Genomic DNA, 24,113 nt, shown 5'->3' on the forward strand with positions numbered 1-24,113 from the left:
GATACCCGCCTCATATCCCACGGAAACTTGATGCAGATCAGAGTTTACCTTGCCCTCGGTCGGCAAAACCAACCCATCATCAAATTCAAAGGCCTTAAAATGACCAAAACACTCGCCGCTTTGACACTCTCTACAGCGCTTGTCGCGCTTGCCGCCCCTGCAATGGCCCAGAACCAAGGTGACTGGACCGTGGGTATTGGTGTTGGCTACCTCGACCCGAAATCCGACAATGGCACACTGACCGGTGGCCTCGACGTCGAAGTGGATTCGGACACGCGCCCGATCTTTACCGTGGAATATTTCGTCCGCGACAACCTGGGTATCGAACTTCTGGCGGCTACCCCGTTCAAACACGATATCACTCTGAACGGCAGCATTGATGCGGGCAGCGTCAAGCACCTGCCGCCCACCCTGTCGCTGAACTACCACTTCCCGACCAACAGCGTTTGGAAACCCTATGTCGGTGCAGGCCTGAACTACACAATTTTCTTCGACGAAGAGCTGCCCGGACTCGAGCTTGACAACTCCTTCGGCATCGCGCTGCAGGCTGGTCTGGATTACATGGTCACCGAAAAAGGTGCCGTACGTCTGAACGTCCGCTGGTTCGACATCGACTCGGACGTTTCGCTGGGCGGCACCGATGTCGGCACCGCCGAAATCGATCCTTGGCTGGTCGGCGTATCCTACGTCCATAGCTTCTGATCCTTTGAAAGAACGCCCCACAGTTCCCTGTATGTGGGGCGTTTTTTCATCACAGCATTTCGCTCATCAACTCGCGCCCGATCAGCATCCGGCGAATTTCGCTGGTCCCCGCGCCGATCTCCATCAGCTTGGCATCACGGAAAATTCGGCTGACCGCCGAATCCGACAGGAACCCGGCCCCACCCATCGCCTGCACCGCCTGATGCGCCTGCACCATCGCCTGTTCTGAGGCGTAAAGACAGCACGCCGCCGCGTCCTGACGGGTCACATCCCCCCGGTCACAAGCCTTGGCAACCTCATACACATAAGCCCGCGCGGAATTCATCGCGGTGTACATGTCGGCGATCTTGCCCTGCATCAGTTGAAAGTTGCCGATGGGTTTGCCGAACTGCTTGCGCTCAGCCAGATAGGGCATGATCTCGTCCAGACAGGCCGCCATGATGCCCGTCCCGATCCCGGCCAGAACCACGCGCTCATAGTCCAGACCGGACATCAGTACAGCGATGCCCCTACCCTCTTCGCCCAGAACGTTTTCGAACGGCACTTCGACGTCTTCAAAAATCAGCTCGGCCGTGTTCGAACCACGCATCCCCAGCTTGTCGAAATGGGGCGAGGTCGAAAATCCCTTCATCTCTTTTTCGATCAGAAAGGCCGTGATCCCCTTTGACCCTGCCTCCGGGTCTGTCTTGGCATAGACAACCAGAGTGTCAGCATCCGGCCCGTTGGTGATCCAGTACTTGTTGCCGTTCAGCCGATAATGATCGTTGCGCTTTTCCGCGCGCAGTTTCATCGAAACCACATCAGATCCCGCCGAGGCCTCGGACATCGCCAATGCGCCCACATGCTCTCCCGAAATCAGACGCGGCAGATACTTCGCCTTCTGCTCGTCGGTTCCATTCAGCTTGATCTGGTTGACGCACAGATTCGAATGCGCCCCGTAAGACAACGAAACCGAGGCCGACGCCCGCGCCACCTCCTCTACCGCAACGGTATGGGCCAGGTACGACATCCCCGCCCCACCGTATTCTTCGGGCACGGTGATCCCAAGCATCCCCAAATCGCCCATCTCTTTCCACAATTCATTGGGAAAAGCGTTGGACTTGTCGACCTCAGCCGCGATCGGCTTGACCCGATCCTGCGCCCAGCGGTGCACCATCTCGCGCAGGGCATTCACGTCTTCGCCCAGATCAAATTGCATTGTGGCCGAGAACATACGCGATCTCCTCCTTCGCATAAATGAACACATGTTCAATAAACTGATAGCAGCCGGATTGCATCTGGTCAACGACCCTGATCGGCACGACCTCCCAAAACGCAGACAGCCGCCCCAAAGGCGGCTGTCAAATAGAGCGTGCACCGCAGGTGCACTCAATTGGATCAGGACTGATAGACCGCGCCAACCTCGGATCGGATGATACGCGCGATCAGGCGGCAATCCTCCAGCGAAAAGGTCAGAGGCACACGCATGTCCATGATACCGGCCAGAATGCGATCACTGGCGGGCATAGGCACGCTGTCCGCATAACGCCAACTGTCATAGCGGGAGGTGAACCCGCTCGGCTCAGCCCCGCCGAACCATTTGAGCTCCACCCCACGCGCAGCACAGCGTCGGATCACCTCGGCAATGCGCTCCGGCGACCACTCGAGTAGCAGGAACTGGATCGACGACCCGACATAGGTTTCCTCTTCGGGGCGTTCGACGATGGTCAGACCCGGTGTTCCGCGCAACCCTGCGACAATCTCATCATAGCGTTCGTTCCAGCGCTGGACCTGCCGGTCCAGATCGCGCAGTTGCGGACGTAGAATGGCCGCGCGTAGGTTGTCCATACGGCCGGATACGTTTGGCGTTGTGTACTTGATCCGCTCGAACACCTCGGGCACCGGCGCGGCAAGATGGCGTTCGTAGAGCATATAGGACCCCGACAGCATCGTCGCCTTGGCCGCCAGTTCTTCGTCATCGGTGATCAGCAACCCGCCTTCACCGGAATTGACGTGCTTATAGGTCTGACAGGAATAGCACCCTATCGCCCCCTGCCGCCCCGAAAGCTGCCCGTGCCACGCCGCGCCCATCGTGTGGGCGCAATCCTCGATCACGATAACGCCTGCCGCATCGCACATCTGCATCAGTCGATCCATGTCGCACAAATGTCCGCGCATATGGCTGAGCATCAGGACCTTCGCCTGATCCAGCTTTGCCTCAAGGTCAGCCAGATCAATCGTCAGGCTCTCGGTCACCCCAACAAAGATCGGCCGCGCCCCGACCGAGGCAATCGCCCCCGGCACCGGGGCCAGTGTGAAAGCATTGGTAAGAACCGGATCGCCCGGCTGCACTCCTACTGCCCGCAGCGCCGTCGCCAATGCATAGCCGCCGGAGGACACCGCCAGACAGTATTTCGCCCCCATCTGCGCAGCAAATTCCTGCTCCAGCAAAGCGGTTTCGCCCAACTCACCGGGCACGACGTTGTAACGGTGCAGGCGTCCGTGGCGCAGGACGGCCATCGCGGCCTCGATCGCCTCTTCGGGGATAGGTTCCTGCTGGGTGAAGCTGCCAGTGAATATCTCAGTCATAGGCTTTTTCTGATGCTGCATAGGTTGAGGGTCAAGAGATCACGCCGCCGCACCGATCAACCCTTCGACCACCGAATGCAGATCGTCGAAGTGATGCAGCAACGCCTCGGGCTCCAGCGCGGCCATGTCATCGCCGGACGGGCCGAACGTGACAAGAACCGAGGGCACACCTGCCGCACGCGCTGTGTTGCGGTCAGTATCTGAATCTCCGATCAGCACGCACAGATCGGGATGCCCACCCGCACGGCGCGCGGCCTCACGCAGGGGTTCCGGATCCGGCTTGCGCACTGGCAACGTGTCGGCCCCGACCAGAGAAGCGAACGCATCCCGCACTCCCATCTGGGTCAGCAACTGATGCGCCAGCGCCTCTGGCTTGTTGGTGCAGATGCCCACGCCATAGCCCGCCGACCGCAAAACCTCGACCGCGTCCAACGCGCCGGGATAGAACTGCGTGTGAGTGTCGATGGCCTGGGAATACGCCTCGAGCAGCGTTGGATAATAGGCGTGAACCGTATCTTCGTCATAGGCCCCGACCCGCCTGAGCCCATGCGTCAGCATCATCCGCCCGCCTCGCAACGCAACCGCCGCGTCCTGCTCGTGCACCAGCACATCGCCATGTCCCATCTGCCGAAAACAGTGGTTCGCCGCAGCCAGCAGATCGCCCGACGTATCGGCCAGAGTTCCGTCCAGATCGAAGATAACCGTGCGCATTGTGCCTCCTGCCTCGGCGGTTTTTTGCCGTGTCCTGTTGCAAACGGCAATCTTGTTTGATGGCTGAACCGCTTGCGCCTTTGACCTCAGCGGATAAAACGGACGGCAACAAAACACAAAGAGAAATCGATTTCATGAGCACTGCCCTTGTCATCCTTGCCGCCGGGAAAGGCACCAGGATGCATTCGGATACCCCCAAGGTTCTGCACCCCATCGCCCAGACCCCCATGCTGGTCCATGCCATGCGCGCCGGTGCCGTGCTGTCGCCCGAGCGCACCGTGATCGTCACCGGCCATGGGGCCGAGGCCGTGGCAAAAGTCGCCGCGGACGAGGACGACACCGCGCAGATCGCGGTACAGGAAGAACAACTGGGCACTGCCCATGCCGTAGCACAGGCTCGTGACGCGCTGACGGGGTTCGAAGGCGATGTGGTCGTTCTCTACGGTGACACGCCGTTTCTGCAACCCGACACGCTGGAGCGCATGATCGCAGCCCGGACGGACAACGATCTGGTCATTCTGGGTTTCGAGGCCGCCGACCCCGCCCGCTATGGCCGCCTGGTCATGAATGGCAACAGTCTGGAACGGATCGTCGAGTTCAAGGATGCCTCGGATCAGGAACGCGCCATAACTTTCTGTAACTCGGGCCTTTTGGCGTGTGATGCAAAGACGCTGTTCTCCCTGATTGATGCAGTGGAAAATGACAACGCAGCAGGTGAATATTACCTGACCGACGTGGTTGAAATCGCCCGCAACCGCGACCTGAAAGTCACCGCCGTCGCCTGCGACGAAGCACAAACGCTGGGCGTGAACTCGCGTGTTGATCTGGCCGCGGCGGATGCCGTGTTTCAAGCCAATGCACGTGCCGCCTTGTTGGAACTGGGCGTCACCCTGATGGCCCCTGAAACCGTCTATCTGGCCGCCGACACGGTCATCGGTCGCGATACGGTGATAGAGCCCAACGTGGTCTTCGGTCCCGGTGTCACCGTCGAAAGCGGCGCGACGATCCGGGCGTTTTCGCATCTGGAGGGTTGCCATGTCAGCCGTGGTGCCGTCGTTGGCCCTTATGCCCGCCTGCGCCCCGGCGCAGAGTTGGCGGAAAACACCCGAATCGGCAATTTTGTTGAGATCAAGAACGCTGAAATCGCCGAGGGCGCCAAGGTCAACCACCTCAGCTATATCGGCGATGCCTCGGTCGGGGCGGCCACGAATATCGGCGCGGGAACGATCACCTGCAACTATGACGGCGTGATGAAGCACCGCACTACGATTGGCGAGAATGTCTTTATCGGCTCGAACACCATGCTGGTGGCCCCGGTCACGCTGGGAGACGGCGCGATGACGGCAACCGGAACCGTAGTGACCCGCGACGTAGAGGCTGACGCGCTGGCTGTGGCCCGCGCCAAGCAGGACAACAAGCCGGGTTATGCGCGTAAACTGTTTGACATGTTGAAGGCGAAGAAGGCTCGCCGCGACAAAGGAGCCTGATCCATGTGTGGAATCGTAGGTGTTCTGGGCGAACACGAAGCCGCCCCCATTCTGGTCGAAGCCCTGAAACGGCTGGAATATCGCGGCTATGACAGCGCGGGCATCGCCACGGTCAATAACGGCGCGCTTGGGCGGCGCCGTGCGGTGGGCAAGCTGGTCAACCTCAGCGATCTGCTGGTGCACGACCCGCTGCCGGGCAAATCCGGCATCGGACACACTCGCTGGGCCACTCATGGCGCGCCCTCGGTCACCAATGCGCACCCCCACCAGGCCGGCCCGGTCGCCGTGGTACATAACGGTATCGTCGAGAACTATCGTGAGTTGCGGGCGGAACTGGCTGAACATGGCGTGGACTTCGTGACCGAAACCGACACCGAAACAGTTGCCCTGATGGCCGAGCATTACCTGAACACCGGTCTGTCCCCGGTTGACGCCGCCTTCAAGACCATCAACCGCCTCAAGGGTGCTTTTGCGTTGGCCTTCCTGTTCGATGGACAGGACGATCTGATCGTTGCGGCCCGCAAGGGCTCACCTCTGGCCATCGGGCATGGGGTTGGCGAGATGTTCGTGGGTTCGGACGCGATTGCGCTGGCGCCGCTGACCGACCGCATCACCTATCTTGAGGAAGGCGACCGTGCGGTCCTGACCCGCACTTCGCTGGAAATCCGCAACGAGGCCGGAGAGCTGGCCAACCGCGAAACCCGGAAGATCAAGCTGGATCAGACGCGGGCCGACAAAGCCGGTCACAAACACTTCATGGCCAAGGAAATGGCCGAGCAGCCCGTGGTGGTGGCCGAGGCGATCCGATCTTACCTGCCCACCGGCGGGGATGAGGTCGTCTTGCCCGGTGATCTGGACTTCACCAAGCTTGACCGTCTGACCATGGTCGCCTGTGGCACGGCTTTCTACGCCTGCCTGACCGCGAAATACTGGTTCGAACAGTTGGCCAAGATGCCTGTCGAGGTCGATATCGCCAGCGAGTTCCGCTATCGCGAACCCCCGATCCCGGGCCGGACGGCGGCACTGTTTGTCAGCCAGTCGGGCGAAACTGCCGACACGCTGGCTGCCCTGCGCTATTGCGAGGGCAAGGCCGACAAGATCGTGTCGGTGATCAATGTCCCCGAAAGCTCGATCGCCCGGGAAAGCGACCTCGCCCTGCCCATCCATGCTGGGGTCGAGATCGGCGTGGCCTCGACCAAGGCATTCACCTGCCAGCTGAGCGTGTTGCTGATGCTGGCGTTGAAGGCTGCGGCGGACCGCGGCACGCTCAGCGACGAAGAACTGGCTGATCACGCCGCCGCGCTGCGCGGGCTGCCGACGGCGCTCAACACCGCGCTGGATCAGAACCGCGCCATAAAGAAATCGGCCCAGCGCCTGTCCGAGGCCCGCGACGTGCTGTTTCTGGGCCGCGGCCTGATGTATCCTTTGGCCATGGAAGGCGCGCTGAAACTCAAGGAAATCAGCTATATCCACGCCGAAGGTTATGCGTCAGGTGAGCTGAAACACGGCCCCATCGCCCTGATCGACAAACACATGCCGGTGGTCGTCATGGCCCCGCGCGATACGGTGTTCGACAAGACCGTCTCGAACATGCAGGAAGTCATGGCGCGCAAGGGCAAGGTCATCCTGGTCTCGGACGATGATGGCATTGCCGAGGCGGAAGACGGTGTCTGGAGCACCATCCGTATGCCCCACATTCACCCCAGCCTTGCCCCGATCCTGTATTCGGTTCCGGCGCAACTGCTGGCCTATCACACGGCAGTGGCCAAAGGCACAGATGTGGACCAACCGCGCAATCTGGCGAAATCCGTCACGGTGGAGTGAAGCATGGCCAAGCAATTCCCGGAACTGGATGACGCCCAGCGCAAGTTCATCCAAGATCAGCACATCTTTTTCGTCGGCACCGCCGCACCTGATGGGCGGGTGAATATCTCACCCAAGGGAATGGACTCGCTGCGCGTTCTGGGGCCGAACCGGATTGTCTGGATGAACCTGACCGGCAGTGGCAATGAAACCGCCGGACATCTGCTGGAAACCAATCGCATGACGCTGATGTGGTGTTCTTTCACCACACGCCCGCTGATCCTGCGCACTTATGGGACCGCGCGCACTTTGCATGTTGGGGACACTGGCTGGGACGAACTGGCCGATCTGTTCCCCGACCACCGCAGCGCCCGGCAGATTTATGATCTGGATATCGACCTCGTTCAGACCTCCTGTGGCTATGCGGTGCCATTTATGGAGTATCAGTCCGACCGGGAAACCATGCAGAAATGGGTGGATGGCAAGTCGGATAACGATATCCGCGCCTATTGGGTGGAAAAGAACCAACATACCATCGACGGCAAACCGACCCGCGCAAACTAAATCGATGCTGAACACTTACCTCGATCAGATCAAAGCTCATGCGGATGCCGAACGTGCCGAGCAGATGGCGGCCTATCACAAGGCCGACCGCCCCTATCTGGGCGTTGGAAACCCGGTGCTGAATGACCTGACCAAAGCCTGGCGCCAGGAACTGGATGTGCCCGCGCGCGTGGAACTGGCAAATGCGCTCTGGCAGACCAACATCCACGAAGGCCGTCTGGCCGCAGCCAAACTGCTGACACAGGCACGCATTCGCCCCGATGAGGCGGTTTGGGAGCTGCTGCAAAGCTGGCTGCCTGATTTCGATGCCTGGGCGGTGGCCGATCACGCCTGCATGGCGATGCAGAAACGCTTATCGGCTGATCCGTCCCGGCTGGATCAGGTCGAAGGCTGGACTCAATCGGAACATATGTGGACGCGACGCGCGGCGCTGGTGGCGACGCTGCCCTGGACCAAGCAGAACCACCCCAAACCCGATGATCTGGCGCGGCGCGACCGTATCCTCGGCTGGGCTGCAGGCTATGTGCCCGACCGCGATTGGTTCATCCAGAAAGCCATCGCATGGTGGCTGCGTGAGTTGTCCAAACACGACCCGGATCGCGTAATCACCTTCCTGAACAATCACGGCGGCGCAATGAAACCCTTTGCCCGCCGCGAAGCCGGAAAGTTCCTGAAAGATCAGTTGGAATAGACCTCAAGTTCTACCAACTCGTCAAACGGCAGCAGCAAGGCTCGCATCGCGTCCAGCGACAATCGGCTGCCACCACTCTCCGGCCCGGGCGCCGGAACCAGAGTGATATAGGCCTGCGATCCGGTTTTCGGCACAACCACGCGGCCGGTGAACTCGGTATCGACCAGCGGCGTCTGCAGCCAACGGCCCGGCGTCGTCGGGTCGCCCAACCCGGCAATGGTGGTCTTTGCCCCGACCCAGCCAGCAGGCGCGGTCGCAACCAGTTCGGGTTCGACGGTTTCCTCTGTCACGGCCTCTTCCGCTTCAACAGGTGCGCTATCCGACCCCAACACGCGATCCGTCGTCGACCGCACAGTGTCGCAGCCCGCAATAAGAACACACATAGTCAAAAGCAAATATCTCATGCCGACAGCCTACTGCCCTGCGCGCATCTGTACCAGCGCAAAGGAAACTTCGCCCTTGTCGCGACCATGTCGCAGCTTTACCTATACCGAATGACTGCTCCGCTTATCGACCCGTTCGCTCGTGCGATTACCTATCTCCGCGTCTCCGTCACGGACCGCTGCGATTTCCGCTGTGTGTACTGCATGTCCGAGGACATGAAGTTCCTGCCTAAGAAAGACCTGCTGACGCTGGAAGAGCTGGACCGCATGTGTACCATCTTCGTGAAAATGGGGGTGGAAAAGCTGCGGATCACCGGTGGTGAGCCTCTGGTCCGCCGCAATATCATGACGTTTTTCAACAGCATGACCCGCCACCTGGACAGCGGCGCGTTGAAAGAGCTGACGCTGACCACCAACGGTTCGCAGCTGCATCGCTTTGCGGATGATCTCTATGCCGCAGGCGTACGCCGGGTGAATATCTCACTGGATACGCTGGACGAGGACAAATTCGCGCAGATCACCCGCTGGGGCCGCCTGAAACAGGTGCTGAACGGCATCGACGCGGCGCAAAAAGCCGGACTGCGGATCAAGATCAACGCGGTGGCCCTGAAGGGTTTTAACGAAGCAGAGCTGCCGACGATCACGAACTGGTGCGCTGAACGCGACATGGACCTGACCTGGATCGAGGTCATGCCCATGGGTGATATCGGCAACGAGGATCGGCTGGACCAGTACTGGTCGCTGAAAGACGTGCGCAAGGAATACGAGAACCACTATACGGTGACCGATCTGGCCGAACGCACCGGCGGACCTGCGCGCTATGTGCGGTTGGAGGAGACCGGGCAAAAGATCGGCTTCATCACGCCGCTGTCCCATAACTTCTGTGAAAGCTGCAACCGCGTGCGCCTGACCTGCACAGGTGAGCTGTATATGTGCCTCGGCCAAGAGGACATGGCCGACCTGCGCGGTGCCCTGCGCGACCATACCGACACCGAGCAACCGCTCGAGGATGCGATCCGCGCCGCGATCAACCTCAAGCCCAAAGGCCACGATTTCGACTATTCCCGTCAGGCGGTTGACGGCCAGATGAGCCGTCACATGAGCCACACGGGCGGCTGACATGCCGGATCAACCGGGTCGACCAACGCTGCTCTATCAACTGTATTGCGGCCTGACCTCTGTTGCCGGCCCTCTGGTCTGGCGCACGGTGCGGAACAAGCTGCAGGCCGCTGACGTTCCCGAGCTACGACAGCAAGAACGTCTGGGCCACGCCAGCCTGCCCCGCCCCGATGGACGTCTGATCTGGTTCCACGCCGCAAGCGTCGGCGAAACCCTGTCGGTGATCAGTCTGATCAAACGGTTGGGTGAGCGTCTGCCCGATGCCGAGTTTCTGATCACCTCGGGGACGCCCACCTCGGCCGCGCTGATCGAAAAGCGAATGCCGGCGCGCGCACGCCACCAATACCCACCCCTCGACATGCCCGGCCCCGTTCGGCGTTTTCTGGATCACTGGCGCCCCGACGCCGGTATCTTTGTCGAAAGCGAAATCTGGCCGCGCCTGATCGTCGAAGGCGCGGCGCGTGGTATCCCTCTGGCGCTGCTCAACGCGCGCTTGTCGGACAAATCCGTCCAAGGTTGGAAGAAACGCCCCGACACGGCGCGCTTCATTCTGGACCACTTCCGCCTGTTCCTGACACAGAATGACAAGACGGCGGCAAACCTGATCGACATGGGCGCGCGGGCGGATCGTGTTCAACCCGGCACAAACCTCAAGGCGATGTCCGACCCGCTGCCGGTGGATGAACCCACGCTATCGGACATCCGCGCGCAAATCGGAAACCGCCCTGTCTGGATCGCCAGTTCCACCCATGCGGGTGAAGAAGAAACCGTACTGACGGCCCATGCAGATTTGCTCAAACGCTGGCCCGATCTGCTTTTGTTGCTGATCCCCCGCCACCCTGAACGCCGCAATGACGTGGCCGCGCTGATTGAGCAGGCCGGACAAACCGCGGCATTCCGGTCTGCCGGAGATCAGATCACCGGGGAAACGCAGATCTACGTGGCTGACACTCTGGGTGAGACCGGCACATGGTACGCCCTTTGCCCCATCGTGTTTCTGGGCGGATCACTGAAAGAGATCGGCGGCCACAACCCGTTCGAACCCGCACAGGCCGGAGCCGCAGTGATCACCGGACCGGGCTATTTCAACTTCGCCGAAACCTTTGCCCCGCTGATCGAAACAGGTGGAGCGCTGCAAGTCCAATCCGCCCCCGACCTGGCCGCCGGCGTGGCAACCTGGCTGTCGGATCAGAACGCTCTGGACACGGCGCGCAGCGCTGCAAAATCCTGCGTGAACACCCAAAAAACCGCACTGGATTCCATCGTCGAAACGCTCTGCACCCAACTCAGCTTGTCTGACCGGGATCCAACTTCATCTGTCTAAAAATATCTCGGGGAGCGCGAGGGGCTGGCCCCTCGCTTCGGCATCCCAAGATCAAGCCGCAGGCATCCGCTGTTCCACAATCTCGGCCCACCAACTGCACCCTGCCGGAATAGCCTCATCGTTGAAGTTGTATTCGGGATGATGCACGGCGGCCGTGTCGCCATTGCCGACCAGGATATAAGCCCCCGGACGCTCCTCGAGCATAAAGGCAAAATCCTCGCCGCCCATGATCAAAGGCGCCTCGTCGCAGCTGCCGGAAATGGATCGCGCCACATCAGCCGCGAAATCGGTCTGCGCGTCACTGTTCACCATCACCGGGTATCCCCGGTAATAGGTCACCTCGACGGTCCCGCCAAAGGTTGCGGCCACACCGTTGCAAATCTCCTTGATACGTTTCTCTGCCAGATCGCGCATCTCCGAACTCATCGTACGGACGGTTCCTTTCACCTGCACCCTCTGCGGGATCACATTGAAGGCGGTGGTGGATGTTTCAAACGACGTCACCGAAACCACCACTTGGTCCACCGGATCAGCATTGCGCGCAGCAACCGTCTGCAAAGCCAGCACCGCTTGCGCGGCCATCACGGTGGTATCGATCGTCTCATGCGGTTTGGCCGCATGCCCACCCTTGCCTTCGAAGGTAATGTCGAACTGATCAGTGGCCGCAAAAAACGCGCCCGGACGAATGGCGAAACTGCCTACAGGGCGGCCGGGCCAATTGTGCATCCCATAGACCTCCTGAATGCCCCAGCGGTCCATCATGCCGTCTTCGCACATTTCGCGACCGCCGCCGCCGCCCTCTTCCGCCGGCTGGAAAATCACCACAACGGTTCCGTCGAAATTCCGGGTTTCCGAGAGGTATTTCGCCGCCCCCAACAACATCGCCGTGTGCCCATCATGACCACAAGCGTGCATCGCCCCGTCGGTCTTGGAGGCATAGTCCAGACCCGTCGCCTCATGGATCGGCAGCGCATCCATATCCGCCCGCAGGCCGATCACCTTACCGCCTGTATCGACCTTGCCCTTGATAACACCAACAACCCCGGTGCGACCTATACCTGTCACGACCTCGTCACAGCCGAATTCCTTAAGCTTGTCCGCGACCAACGCGCTTGTGCGGTGGGTCTCAAACAGGATCTCGGGGTTTTCATGAATGTCCCGGCGCCATTCGGTGATTTCACCCTGCAACTCGGCGAAACGGTTCTTGATCGGCATGGTTATCTCCCATCTTGTTCTTTTCACCGAGGCACACCTCGGCTTGAATTCGTGGCGTCAATCCAGAGGCGCAGGCCGCAGCGCGCCGGACAACAGGACAATTAGAACAGCCAAAGGCAGCAAGGCTGTGAACGCCAGTCGTAATGTAAGCATTTCCGCCAGAAACCCAATAAGCGGCGGGCCGATCAACAGCCCTCCGTAACCTAGCGTCGCAACGCTGGCTATGGCCTGTCCGGGCGGGACATGCGGGTCATTGGCCGCGCGACTGAAGGCCAGCGGCATGATCACGGCATAACCAACCCCCATCATGGCAAAGCCTGCCAGCGCCAGCCCAGCCTCGCCTGCCAAGACTACTCCAAGCACGCCCAACGCCGCGCAAACGCCACCGAAACGGGCGGTGGCAACAGGGCCAAAACGGGCTATCACAAAGCCCCCGACCAACCGGAAAGCCACCATGGTCACCGAAAACACGGCGTACCCGAGGGCCGCGGTGCTTTCCGCTGCTCCGGTCACGTCGCGCAGGAAAATCGCGCTCCAATCCGCCACGGCACCTTCTCCCAGCGCTCCGCACAGGGCAGTGAAACCGACAAGGATCAGCGCGCCGGAGGGTAGTGCAAAAAACGTGCCCCCAGGCGATGCGGCCTTGCGGGACGACCAGCGCACCCAAGATAAAGCCAGCGCCAAGGCCACGACCACGCCACCGGCCAGCAAGAAGTGCTGCATCACTGTCAGCCCCATCTGCACCGCGCCATATCCGCTGAGCGCTCCCAGCCCGGCCCCAAGGCTCCACATCGCGTGAAACGAGGACATGACCGGCTTGCGATAGGCTTGTTCCACCTCGGCCGCCCAGGCGTTCATCGCCACGTCCATCGAGCCGTGAAATGCCCCGAAAACAAACAGGAACGCCGCCAACGTCCAGAACCCACCCGCCATGGCCAGCAGGATTAGAGACAGCGTATAGAGAACCGCTATGACCCGAGTCAGCGCTACGGCACCAAACCGGTCGGTCAGCCGCCCGGTCACCGGGAAGGAACACACAGCCCCAGCCGCCATGAACAAAAGGCCAAAACCCAGCGCCTCATGCGTCAGGTCCAGCCGGTCGCGCACGGCGGGAATACGAGACGCCCAGATGCCGAACAGCGCACCGTTCAGGATGAACATGGCAGCCACGGCCCGCCACGCGGCCACAAGTCCGATCACCGGGTTTCCTTCGCAAAAAGCGCCACTCACCCCCGTTCTACAGGCTTGCAGCGGATTGGCAAATGCCGTTCATTCCAGCCGCTTGCGGACCTGCCGGATAAAGAACCAGACCGCCAGCACCACCGGGATCGTCACCGCCGCCGTCAACATCCCCTTGCTCATCCCGGCCTTGGTCAGTGGGTACAGCACATAGCTGACCAGCGAGACGGCATAATAGCTGATCGCCACGACCGAGAGCCCCTCGACCGTGTGCTGAAGGCGCAGGGCCAGATCGGCGCGGCGATCCATGCTTTCCAACAGCGCCTGGTTCTGCGCACTGCGCTCCACGTCAACCCGCGTACGCAACAATTCACCCGCCCGAATGGCCCGGTCAGACAACGCCTGCAGGCGACGTTCCGTAGATTTCACGGTACGCATGGCAGGATCGTAACGACGCATCATGAAGTCGGCAAAGCTCTGACGCCCCTCAAACCGCTCCTCCCGCAGCACCTCGATCCGTTGGTTCACAATCGCCTCGTATGCGCCGGTGGCCCCAAAGCGGAATGAGCATTGGGCCGAGAGGGTCTCAAGCTCGGTCGAGGTTGACAGTAGGTCGGGCAGCAATTCGTCGGGATGCGCCGAATTGTCGGTCATTTGCCCCATCAAGCCGGTCAGCCTTCTGTCCAACTCGCCAATGCGCGGCATCAGCTGTTTGACCCGAGCGAAACCCAGCATCGACATCGCCTTGTAGGTCTCGATCTCACACAGGCGCTGGATGATGCGACCGGTCCTGCGCCGCCCGGAGCCCTTGGTTACAAACAGCGCAAAACGCATGTGACCGGCCGGATCGATGCGGAAATCGCAGGCGCAGATGGCTGCATCGTCCAACACCCGCGCCACGGCCAGGCTTTCGGGCTCAAACCAATCCGCCAGCGACGCCTGGACCGCTTCATCCTCCTGCCGTTCGACCACACGGATCATGGCCGAGGTAACGCGCTGGCCGGGGCTGGACATCAACCAATCAGGTGGAAAGACCTCAAAGTCAGCAGGGTTGAAGGCACGGTCACTGACGTTTTGAGTGATCGCGGTGTAAGTAACAAATTCGGTATGCTGTTCCCATTTCAACCAGTGACGACCGATCTGCCCTGCGTAGTGAGTGGCCTGCGGCTGCGGATGCTGTGCACCGTGTCGATCCAGCAGATTGATCAAATGGGCCAGATCCTCAGCCCGATCCCGCGCCGCGGCGGCTTCGGGCTTTTTGATCGCAAGAAAAGCCACAGTGCACGGGGTTCCCGCCACCGGAAAAGGGCGCGCGTGCAGCTCATTGGCCAGCGCATAGCGCAGCGGATGGTCGTCGATGGGCGTCATATAGGGCTCCGATTCACCCCGGCACTATACGGGACATCGGAAATACATCAATTCTCTTTTTATTTCATATACTTACATGGATACGACTGTATACATTTCCAGCTATGTCATTGATTTGGCTGCCACAGCTCAATCGGATTGCCCTCGGGGTCGTGAATGCGGGCGAATTTTCCGACTTCACTGTCCCATTCATCGCGGGTTTCAACCATGATCCCGGCACCTTGTAGCTGCGCAATCATCGCGGCCAGATCATCCACGCGGAAGTTGATCATCCATTGCTGCTCTGCCCGCCCGAAATACTCGGTGTCCTGCGCAAAGGGGGCAAACACCGTGTACCCCTCGCGCTGCTTCCAAGGCACAGGATCATAGTAATTGACGCCAAGGTGCTTTTCGTACCAGGCACTCAGGGTATCAGGATCGCGCGCGCGAAAGAACATGCCGCCTATACCATTCACCTTTTGCATCACCGGCCTCCCAGAGTTGCGTTGCCCAATGATACCCCGCTTGCTTCATCTGGCCAAAAATATCTTGGGGGGTTTGGGGGCAAAGCCCCCCTGCCAAGAAAAAGAGAAAAGGGCGCCCGTAGGCGCCCTTTGCAGTTTGGCTAAACCTGCTGATCAGTCGATCATTGGCAGGAGTTTGTCGAGCGACTGTTTTGCGTCGCCATAGAACATGCGGGTGTTCTCCTTGAAGAACAGCGGGTTTTCGATGCCCGAATAGCCGGTACCCTGACCGCGTTTCGAGACGAATACCTGCTTGGCCTTCCAGCATTCCAGAACCGGCATGCCGGCGATGGGGCTGTTGGGATCTTCCTGCGCCGCAGGGTTCACGATGTCGTTTGAGCCGATGACGATGGCCACGTCTGTGTCCGGGAAGTCGTCGTTGATCTCGTCCATTTCCAGAACGATGTCATACGGCACCTTCGCCTCGGCCAGCAGCACGTTCATGTGACCCGGCAGACGACCGGCAACGGGGTGGATCGCAAAGCGCACCTCTTTGCCTTTGGCCCGCAGCTTGCGGACCAGTTCTGAGACCGACTGCTGCGCCTGCGCCACCGCCATGCCGTAACCGGGGATGATGATCACACTGTCGGCGTCGTTCAAAGCGGCCGCAACGCCGTCGGCATCGATGGCAACCTGTTCACCTTCCACTGCCATCTGCTCCCCTTGTGGGCCACCAAAGCCGCCCAGGATCACGCTGACAAAGTGCCGGTTCATCGCCTTACACATGATGTAAGACAGAATCGCACCTGACGAGCCGACCAGCGCACCGACCACGATCAGCAGGTCGTTGCCCAGCGAGAAGCCAATGGCCGCGGCCGCCCAGCCCGAGTAGCTGTTCAGCATCGACACAACCACCGGCATGTCGGCGCCACCGATACCCATGATCAGGTGATAGCCGATGAACAGTGCCGCCAGCGTCATCAGGAACAGCGGGAAGAAGCCGCCCGAAGCGGTGTACCAGATCAGGCAGATCAGCGAGAGACCCGCTGCGGCTGCGTTCAGCGCGTGACCGCCGGGCAGCTTGGTTGCCGCCGAAGTCACCTTGCCCGCCAGCTTGCCATAGGCCACGACCGAGCCGGTAAAGGTGATCGCACCGATGAAGACACCCAGGAACAGCTCGACATGCAGGATCGACAGTTCCGCCGGGGTTTTCTTGGCGATCAGCTGCCCAAACCCTCCGAGCCCGGTGTACAGCACCTCTTTCGAGGCATCTGCAACCGCCATCACTTCGGCGACGTTCAGAACTTCGAAATGCGCGTTGAAGCCGACGAACACAGCTGCCAGACCGACCAGCGAGTGCATCGCGGCCACCAGCTGCGGCATTTCGGTCATCTGCACGCGCTGCGCAACATACTGGCCAATGAAGCCGCCACCGGCGATCAGCAGCAGCGACAGCAGCCACAGGCCGGAACCGGGGCCAACAAGCGTGGCAAAGACCGCCAGAGCCATACCGACGATGCCGTACCAAACCGCGCGTTTGGCGCTTTCCTGGTTCGACAGACCGCCGAGCGAAAGGATGAACAGAACAGCCGCAACAACATAGGCGGCAGTGGTGAAGCCAAATTCCATGTGCCCGGCCTCCTTAAGATTTCTGGAACATGGCGAGCATGCGCCGGGTTACGAGGAAGCCGCCGAAGATGTTGATCCCGGCCATGAAGACGGACAACGCCGCCAGCAGGATGACCAGGAACGAACCCGACCCGATCTGCATCAAGGCCCCAACGATAATGATCGACGAGATCGCGTTGGTGATCGCCATCAGCGGTGTGTGCAAGCTGTGCGAGACATTCCAGATCACCTGGAAGCCCACAAAGATCGCCAGCACGAAGACGATGAAGTGTTGCATGAAGCTGGCCGGAGCGATCAGCCCCACCAGCAGCATCAGCGCGCCGCCGACACCCAGCAGGGTGAACTGCTGCTTGGTCTGCGCTTTGAAGGCCGCAATCTCCTGCGCCTTTTTCTCTTCCGCGGTCAGTTCCTTGACCTCGGGCTTTTTCTGCGCCGCGATCGCCTGCACCTTGGGCGGCGGCGGCGGGAAGGTGATCTCGCCCTCGTGGGTCACGGTCGCGCCGCGGATCACGTCATCTTCCATGTCATGATTGATCTGACCGTCTTTTTCAGGAGTCAGGTCGGTCATCATGTGGCGGATGTTGGTCGCGTACAGAGACGAGGACTGCGCCGCCATCCGGCTGGGGAAGTCGGTATAGCCGATGATGGTCACGCCATTGTTGGTGACGACCTTCTCGTCCGGCACGGTGCCTTCCACGTTGCCGCCACGCTCGGCTGCAAGGTCAACGATGACCGAGCCCGGCTTCATCGCCTTGACCATGTCCTCCAGCCACAGCTTGGGAGCCGGACGGTTGGGGATCAGGGCGGTAGTGATGACGATGTCCATTTCCGGAGCAAGCTCACGGAACTTGGCCAGCTGCGCTTCGCGGAACTCCTCGGACTGAACCGAAGCATAGCCGCCGGTCGCCGCGCCGTCCTGCTGGTCTTCCTCGAAGTCCAGATAGACAAACTCGGCACCCATGGATTCGACCTGCTCGGCCACTTCGGGGCGCACGTCGAACGCGTAGGTGATCGCACCCAGAGAGGTCGAGGTTCCGATGGCGGCCAGACCGGCCACACCGGCCCCGACGATCAGAACCTTCGCAGGCGGAACCTTACCGGCCGCCGTCACCTGACCGGTGAAGAAGCGGCCAAAGTTGTTGCCTGCTTCGATCACCGCGCGGTAACCGGCGATATTGGCCATCGACGACAGCGCGTCCATTTTCTGAGCACGCGAAATCCGCGGCACCATTTCCATGGCGATGACGTTGGCGCCCTTGGACTTTGCCAACTCCATCCCCTCTTCGTTGCCTGCAGGGTTGAAGAAGGAAATCAGCGTCTTGCCCTTGGTCAGACGCTTCATCTCGGCCTCGGTCGGGATCCGGACCTTGGCGACGATATCGGCGGTTTTCCACAGCGACGCGGCAGTTTTCACGATCTCGACGCCCGCAGCCTCATAGGCCTCATCCGAAAAACCAGCAGCAGCACCCGCCCCTTTTTCGATGGCGCATTCATAGCCCAGCTTCTGCAACTGCACAGCCGAATCCGGGGTCATCGCGACCCGGTTCTCACCGTCCAGTATTTCCTTTGGTGTGCCTATCTTCACTGGCAGTCCCCCTAGTTTTCACTCGATCCGAGCGTGTGGTCGGTTATGTTTGTTCAGCAAACATGTATCCTGCGCAACATTATTTCGCAAGCGCAGCATTTGTTACGTAATGTCATGACATGGGCCACTCTAAATCCACCGGCGGGTTTTACGCTCGTATCGAGCGAAATCCGCGCGAAATGTGCGGCGCAGGCGGTCTTCTTCGGGCAGTATGAAGCGGCGTTCCAGTACCCACACGAAGACAGGTACCAAAATCAGAGACAACACCGCATCAAACCGCAGAACAAGCCCGGCCAGGATCAGAACATCGCCCACGTAAATCGGGTTGCGACTGCGGGTGTAGATACCCGTTTGCACCAAAGACGAGGGCGTTTCATGCGGGATGACCGTCGTTTTGTGACGGCGAAATTCGACGATTGCCAGGACTGCGAACAGGATACCGCCCCCGATCAGGATGCCGCTCAGCAGGTCGGTAACGCCGCTGTCCAAAGACAGCCCCAGCGAAAAATGGCGCGCTTGCAGCCAAGCCAGCAAAGCAAATCCAACCAGCCAGACAGGCGGTAAGTCGATCCGGCGCATGTTCACTCTCCGCAATTGACGAAGCGAAAAAAGTGTCGCTTCCGGACGATGTCCTACCGTTTTCGGAACAAATTGGCAAAAGCTCAGTATGTCGCATCAATGGACAGGCAAATGCGGATCGGATAGTTCGAAGAACACCACCAATTCGTGACACAGTCTGGCGAGCCCCCCGATGACCGATTTCTCTGCGACCAAAGCCATGTTCGATCTGCCCGAGGGCGTCATCTACCTTGATGGCAACTCGCTGGGTCCGCTGCCGCGCGCCGCCACTGATCGGGTGAACCAGATGTTGGTCAACGAATGGGGCCAGATGCTGATCACCGGATGGAACAAGGCCGGGTGGATGGCGTTGCCGACCGGGCTGGGCGACCGTATCGGCCGATTGATCGGCGCGGAACCCGGAACGGTTGTGACCGGCGACACGCTGTCGATCAAAGTATATCAGGCCGTGGCTTCGGCCCTTGAGCTGCGCCCGGATCGCAAGGTTGTCCTTTCGGATAACGGCAACTTCCCCTCGGACCTGTATATGGTGGACGGCCTGTTGAAGTCGCTGGGGCCGGGTTACGAATTGCGAGTTGTCGCGCCCGAGGACGTGGCCGCTCACATCACTGAAGACGTCGCCGTCCTGATGCTGACCGAGGTCGACTATCGCAGTGGCCGTATGCACGACATGAAGGCGCTGACCGAACTGGCCCATGCCAACGGCTCGGTGACCGTCTGGGATCTGGCCCATTCCGCCGGGGCGATCCCTGTGGACCTGTCCGGTTGCAATGCCGATTTCGCTGTCGGGTGTACGTATAAATACCTGAACGGCGGCCCCGGCGCGCCCGCCTTCATCTATGTCGCCCCGCGTCTGGCCGATCGTGCGCGCCCCGCCCTATCCGGATGGCTGGGGCACGAGGCCCCCTTTGCCTTTGATCTGGACTACCGCCCGGGCAGCGGGATCGAGAGAATGCGGGTTGGCACCCCTCCGATCATCCAGATGACCGCTCTTTCGGCGGCGATGGATATCTGGGACATGGCGGACATGGCGGATGTGCGCGCCAAGTCCATCGCCCTGACCGAGCTGTTCATCGCTCGCGTCGAAGCCGCTTGCCCCGAACTGCAACTGGCAAGCCCGCGCGATCCGAGCCAGCGCGGCAGTCAGGTCTCGTTCCGGTTTGCTGACGGGTACGCCGCCATACAGGCCCTGATCGCCCGCGGCGTGATCGGAGATTTCCGTTCACCCAATATCATGCGGTTCGGGTTCACGCCGCTTTACATCGACGAACAGGATGTGGAGCGCGCCGTCGAAATCCTGACCGACATCATGCAGAACCGTTTGTGGGATGCACCGGAATACAAGGTGCGCCAGCGGGTTACCTGACCTCAAGCCCCGCGCCGATCAGCGCGGCGACCTGCGCCACCTGCTGTTCATAGACCTCGGCCCCGGCCCCAATCAGCTTGAGCCCCTTGAGCGTGGCGGTGATCGTCCGACCGGTCTCGACCGCATCGGCCAGCAGGCGCACCCGCCCGGCTTGCGCCTGTTGCGTCAACCAATCGGCATAGAGGCCCGCCATCCTGGCCTCACCTTCCGAGATGATCTCGGCCGCCATGGACTTGGTATTGTCCAGCATCTCGAGCCCATGAGGTGAGGCCAGTATCGTTGCCATCCCCTCGGTCTGGGCTTTTATCGCGCGGGCCAGAACGTCGGACACCGACCCTGAAGCTGCCAGAGCTTCGGCGACTGCCGCGCTTTTCTCGGCATAATAAATCTCGGTCAGTTTGCTGACGATCGCTTCTTTATTCCTGAAATGCAGATAGACGGCTGGCCGGGACATTCCCGCCCCGCGCGCTATGTCATCCATCGAGGTTTTTCGAAATCCATAAGTGGCAAAGGCCTGAAAAGCAGAATTCAGGATCGCCTTTTGCCGTGAATCGTCAACTGTTTCCACCATGATAGAACTCGTGACATTTTTTGTACATTTTGTCAATTGACATACTGACACTTTAAGCCAATTATGTCACATAACCTGCCACAGCTAGATGAGGTGCGCCATGGCGACCGCCCTGAAGATCAATGGAAAGCAACATCAGGTTGACCTGCCCGATGACGTCCCCCTGCTTTGGGTGCTGCGGGATGAAGTCGGCCTGACCGGAACCAAGTTCGGCTGCGGCGTGGCCGCCTGCGGAGCCTGCACCGTGCATATCAATGGCGAGGCCGTGCGGTCCTGCCAGGTGACGCTGTCGGATGTCTGGGGCGATGTGACCACCATTGAGGGGATTGGCTCGCCCGGTGCGATGAGCACGCTCCAACAGGCTTGGGTCGATCATCAGGTGGCGCAGTGTGGTTACTGTCAGTCAGGCCAGATCATGCAGGCCGCTGTGTTGCTGGCTGAAAACCCTGCCCCCTCGGACGAAGAAATCGACGAAGCCATGCAAGGCAACCTGTGCCGCTGCGGCACCTACCCCCGTATTCGCGCCGCGATCCATGACGCGGCTGCTAAACTGAAGGAGGCGTAAACGATGGCGTCTGTTGGAAAAATCCTCCGCCGCACCTTCCTGATCGGTTCCGCCGCGATTGTCGGCGGCGTGGCGTTCGGCGCCTATTACGTCAGCCGCCCCGCTGCAAACCCGCTGAAACCCGGTGAAGGTCAGGCGGCGCTGAACCCGTTTGTCCTGATAGACCAGAACGGCGTGACGCTCTTCGCTCCACGCGCTGAGATGGGCCAAGGGGTCAAAACCACATGGGCCGCGCTGATCGCCGAGGAACTGGACGTGGATCTGGACCAGATCACCGTTCTGCACGGTCCGGCGGCAGCGGCCTATTACAACTCGGCCCTGATGGGGGAAAGCCTGCCCAACAAGGGTTATGACATCTCAGACTTCCAACACAATCTGGGCGAGGCGCTGGGTGTGCTCGGTAAGGCGTTGAGTCTGCAGGTCACTGGTGGGTCGACCTCGATGAAAGACGGGTTCGAGCGGATGCGTCAGGCCGGAGCCTCGGCTCGCGAGACGCTGAAACAGGCCGCAGCTGACCGGTTGGGCGTGGATCGCAGCGAGCTGAAAACCGCCTCGGGCCACGTCGTCGCCGCAAACGGAGACCGGATTCCCTATACCGAGCTTGCCGTCGATGTCGCCAAGCTTGAGCCGATCGAGGCACCTTTGCGTGATCCGTCCGAGTGGCGCTATCTGGGCCAGACCCAGCCGCGTCTGGACATGGTCGAAAAGGTGACTGGGACAGCTGAGTTCGGTGTGGACGTCCGCCTGCCCGGCATGAAATTTGCTGCCGTCCGCATGAACCCCAAGCTGGGCGGCGCAATGAACGGTTTCGATGACAGTACCGCAAAATCCATGCCGGGGGTCGAGAAGATTGTCGATCTGGGCACCGGCATTGCGGTGATCGCCAACAACACATGGCTCGCCAATCAGGCGGTCGAGGCCATCGACGTTGATTGGGGTGACGCCCCCTATCCGCCCGACACGGATGGTATCTTTGCCAAGATTGCCGAGGCATTTGACGGCGCCCCAAACTCGACCATGCGCGATGACGGCGATGTCGATGTAACGCCCGAGGGTGCGACAGAGATCACGGCAGAGTATCGTCTGCCCTATCTGGCTCACGCCACGATGGAACCGATGAACGCAACCGCGCTTTATACCGGTGACGCTTTGGAACTGTGGTGCGGCAACCAGGCCCCGACCCTGATCCGCTTTCGTGTGGCCAACACAGCCGGCCTGGATACCGAAGCCGTGCAAATCCACACCACCTATCTAGGCGGTGGCTTTGGTCGCCGGGGTGAGTTGGACTTTGGTGATATCGCCACCAAGGTTGCGATGGCCATGCCTGGCACTCCGGTTCAGACCACGTGGAGCCGCGAAGAGGACATGCGCCATGACTACTTCCGCCCCGGCGCCATCGCCCGGATGCGCGGAGCAGTGCAGGACGGCAAAGCGGTTCTGATCGACGGCAAGGTGGCGGCGCAATCCTGCACCCAACAGGCAGTGACGCGGTACACTGGAATGCCCGGCGCAGGCCCGGACAAGGTGCTGGTCGAAGGCTTTTTCAACCAACCCTACGCGGTGCCGAATTACCGGATGAGCGGCCACATCGCCAAGCTTGACGTCCCCGTCGGATTCTGGCGCTCGGTCGGCAACAGCCACAACGGGTTCTTCCATGAAACCTTCATGGACGAGATGGCCCACGCCGCCGGTCAGGACCCGCTGGAATTCCGACTGGAACTGATGAAATCCGAGCACGCGCCTTCGGCGGGCTGCCTGGGAGCTGTCAAAGAGATGTCGGGCTGGACCGGCCAAACGCCGGATGGTGTCGGGCGCGGCGTGGCGTTCACCTACAGCTTCGGCACTCCGGTCGCTCAGGTGATCGAAGTGGTCGACGAAGACGGTACCATCCGCATCAACAAGGCGTGGATTGCTTGTGACATGGGGCTGGCTCTGGATCCCGAAAACGTCAAGGCGCAGATGTTCGGCGGCATGATGTACGGTCTGTCTGCAGCCTGCTATGGCGAGATCACCTTTGCCGAGGGTGAGGTCGAGCAGTTCAACTTCCCCGACTATGACGCGCTGCGCATGCACACCGCGCCGCAGGTCGAAGTCAGGGTGCTGGAAACCAACCGTCATATGGGTGGCGCGGGTGAACCCGGCACGCCACCGTCCATGCCCGCCTTGGGCAATGCTCTGTTCGACCTGACCGGAAAACGCGCCCGCACCCTACCACTGATCAATCAGTTCAACCTGCTGGTCTGATCGCGTTGCGCCGGTCC

At 60.5% G+C, this 24,113-nt stretch carries 22 protein-coding genes; 10 read left to right on the forward strand and 12 right to left on the reverse strand.

The features are described 5' to 3' along the window. Window positions 1-99 precede the first annotated feature (99 nt). The gene (locus tag GOX88_RS06280; protein WP_170400342.1) at window positions 100-702 is read left to right on the forward strand and encodes an OmpW/AlkL family protein; all 603 of its coding nucleotides are present in this window, start codon (window positions 100-102) and stop codon (window positions 700-702) included. Window positions 703-751: 49 nt separating this feature from the next. Here GOX88_RS06280 and GOX88_RS06285 read toward each other — a convergent pair whose 3' ends face one another. The 3 genes from GOX88_RS06285 to GOX88_RS06295 all read right to left on the reverse strand — a co-directional run bounded on the left by GOX88_RS06285 (window position 752) and on the right by GOX88_RS06295 (window position 3,981). Next, a complete protein-coding gene (locus GOX88_RS06285; RefSeq protein ID WP_170400343.1) occupies window positions 752-1,915 on the reverse strand; it encodes an isovaleryl-CoA dehydrogenase in 1,164 nt (387 codons plus the stop codon). A 164-nt stretch (window positions 1,916-2,079) separates the two neighbouring features. Continuing rightward, on the reverse strand, window positions 2,080-3,270 hold the full coding sequence (locus GOX88_RS06290) for a DegT/DnrJ/EryC1/StrS family aminotransferase (protein WP_170400344.1): 1,191 nt from the start codon (window positions 3,268-3,270) through the stop codon (window positions 2,080-2,082). A gap of 39 nt (window positions 3,271-3,309) precedes the next feature. Then, window positions 3,310-3,981, reverse strand: a complete 672-nt coding sequence (locus GOX88_RS06295; protein WP_170400345.1) for an HAD-IA family hydrolase — start codon at window positions 3,979-3,981, stop codon at window positions 3,310-3,312. A 134-nt stretch (window positions 3,982-4,115) separates the two neighbouring features. Here GOX88_RS06295 and glmU point away from each other — a divergent pair, with 134 nt between their 5' ends. The 4 genes from glmU to GOX88_RS06315 are packed head-to-tail and all read left to right on the forward strand — an operon-like array spanning window position 4,116 to window position 8,526. Next, window positions 4,116-5,468, forward strand: a complete 1,353-nt coding sequence (gene glmU / locus GOX88_RS06300) for a bifunctional UDP-N-acetylglucosamine diphosphorylase/glucosamine-1-phosphate N-acetyltransferase GlmU (protein ID WP_170400346.1) — start codon at window positions 4,116-4,118, stop codon at window positions 5,466-5,468. 3 nt (window positions 5,469-5,471) lie between these two features. Continuing rightward, window positions 5,472-7,292, forward strand: coding sequence for a glutamine--fructose-6-phosphate transaminase (isomerizing) (gene glmS, locus GOX88_RS06305; protein ID WP_170400347.1), 1,821 nt, complete (start codon window positions 5,472-5,474; stop codon window positions 7,290-7,292). Window positions 7,293-7,295: 3 nt separating this feature from the next. Continuing rightward, window positions 7,296-7,835: a pyridoxamine 5'-phosphate oxidase family protein gene (locus GOX88_RS06310; protein WP_170400348.1), complete on the forward strand. Its 540-nt coding sequence runs from the start codon at window positions 7,296-7,298 to the stop codon at window positions 7,833-7,835. Window positions 7,836-7,839: 4 nt separating this feature from the next. Continuing rightward, entirely contained in the window at window positions 7,840-8,526 is a 687-nt protein-coding gene (locus GOX88_RS06315) for a DNA alkylation repair protein (RefSeq protein ID WP_170400349.1), read from the forward strand. Here GOX88_RS06315 and GOX88_RS06320 read toward each other — a convergent pair. Beyond that, window positions 8,514-8,816 (reverse strand): hypothetical protein, encoded by a 303-nt coding sequence (locus GOX88_RS06320; protein WP_254443294.1) that lies wholly within the window; start codon window positions 8,814-8,816, stop codon window positions 8,514-8,516. The two genes, GOX88_RS06315 and GOX88_RS06320, sit on opposite strands and share 13 nt — an antisense overlap. A gap of 204 nt (window positions 8,817-9,020) precedes the next feature. On the opposite strand from GOX88_RS06320, the gene moaA reads away from it, so the two are divergent. Beyond that, a complete protein-coding gene (gene moaA, locus GOX88_RS06325; protein WP_170400351.1) occupies window positions 9,021-10,028 on the forward strand; it encodes a GTP 3',8-cyclase MoaA in 1,008 nt (335 codons plus the stop codon). Between the two features lies 1 nt (window position 10,029). Further along, the gene (locus GOX88_RS06330) at window positions 10,030-11,352 is read left to right on the forward strand and encodes a 3-deoxy-D-manno-octulosonic acid transferase (protein WP_170400352.1); all 1,323 of its coding nucleotides are present in this window, start codon (window positions 10,030-10,032) and stop codon (window positions 11,350-11,352) included. Between the two features lie 51 nt (window positions 11,353-11,403). On the opposite strand, the gene GOX88_RS06335 is transcribed toward GOX88_RS06330, so the two are convergent. From GOX88_RS06335 to GOX88_RS06365, 7 genes are all read right to left on the reverse strand, one after another. Next, window positions 11,404-12,567, reverse strand: coding sequence for a M20 aminoacylase family protein (locus tag GOX88_RS06335; RefSeq protein WP_170400353.1), 1,164 nt, complete (start codon window positions 12,565-12,567; stop codon window positions 11,404-11,406). A 57-nt stretch (window positions 12,568-12,624) separates the two neighbouring features. Next, on the reverse strand, window positions 12,625-13,767 hold the full coding sequence (locus GOX88_RS06340) for an MFS transporter (RefSeq protein ID WP_367647760.1): 1,143 nt from the start codon (window positions 13,765-13,767) through the stop codon (window positions 12,625-12,627). A gap of 69 nt (window positions 13,768-13,836) precedes the next feature. Further along, window positions 13,837-15,114, reverse strand: coding sequence for a DUF3422 family protein (locus GOX88_RS06345; protein ID WP_170400354.1), 1,278 nt, complete (start codon window positions 15,112-15,114; stop codon window positions 13,837-13,839). Window positions 15,115-15,221: 107 nt separating this feature from the next. Further along, window positions 15,222-15,578: a VOC family protein gene (locus GOX88_RS06350; protein ID WP_170400355.1), complete on the reverse strand. Its 357-nt coding sequence runs from the start codon at window positions 15,576-15,578 to the stop codon at window positions 15,222-15,224. Window positions 15,579-15,731: 153 nt separating this feature from the next. Further along, window positions 15,732-17,186 carry an NAD(P)(+) transhydrogenase (Re/Si-specific) subunit beta gene (locus tag GOX88_RS06355; protein ID WP_170400356.1) on the reverse strand — a complete coding sequence of 485 codons (1,455 nt, stop codon included), beginning with the start codon at window positions 17,184-17,186 and terminating at the stop codon, window positions 15,732-15,734. A gap of 13 nt (window positions 17,187-17,199) precedes the next feature. Then, window positions 17,200-18,771, reverse strand: coding sequence for a Re/Si-specific NAD(P)(+) transhydrogenase subunit alpha (locus tag GOX88_RS06360; RefSeq protein WP_170400357.1), 1,572 nt, complete (start codon window positions 18,769-18,771; stop codon window positions 17,200-17,202). A 129-nt stretch (window positions 18,772-18,900) separates the two neighbouring features. Continuing rightward, window positions 18,901-19,350: a methyltransferase family protein gene (locus GOX88_RS06365; protein WP_170400358.1), complete on the reverse strand. Its 450-nt coding sequence runs from the start codon at window positions 19,348-19,350 to the stop codon at window positions 18,901-18,903. A 172-nt stretch (window positions 19,351-19,522) separates the two neighbouring features. On the opposite strand from GOX88_RS06365, the gene kynU reads away from it, so the two are divergent. Next, the gene (gene kynU / locus GOX88_RS06370; protein ID WP_170400359.1) at window positions 19,523-20,716 is read left to right on the forward strand and encodes a kynureninase; all 1,194 of its coding nucleotides are present in this window, start codon (window positions 19,523-19,525) and stop codon (window positions 20,714-20,716) included. On the opposite strand, the gene GOX88_RS06375 is transcribed toward kynU, so the two are convergent. Beyond that, window positions 20,709-21,287 (reverse strand): TetR/AcrR family transcriptional regulator, encoded by a 579-nt coding sequence (locus GOX88_RS06375; protein ID WP_170400360.1) that lies wholly within the window; start codon window positions 21,285-21,287, stop codon window positions 20,709-20,711. The two genes, kynU and GOX88_RS06375, sit on opposite strands and share 8 nt — an antisense overlap. Window positions 21,288-21,387: 100 nt before the next feature. Between GOX88_RS06375 and GOX88_RS06380 the strand changes: the two genes are divergently transcribed. Continuing rightward, on the forward strand, window positions 21,388-21,852 hold the full coding sequence (locus GOX88_RS06380; RefSeq protein WP_170400361.1) for a (2Fe-2S)-binding protein: 465 nt from the start codon (window positions 21,388-21,390) through the stop codon (window positions 21,850-21,852). 3 nt (window positions 21,853-21,855) lie between these two features. Beyond that, entirely contained in the window at window positions 21,856-24,096 is a 2,241-nt protein-coding gene (locus tag GOX88_RS06385) for a xanthine dehydrogenase family protein molybdopterin-binding subunit (protein ID WP_170400362.1), read from the forward strand. Window positions 24,097-24,113: the final 17 nt, after the last annotated feature.

It is taken from the genome of Ruegeria arenilitoris, assembly GCF_013030985.1.
Taxonomy (GTDB): domain Bacteria; phylum Pseudomonadota; class Alphaproteobacteria; order Rhodobacterales; family Rhodobacteraceae; genus Ruegeria; species Ruegeria arenilitoris_B.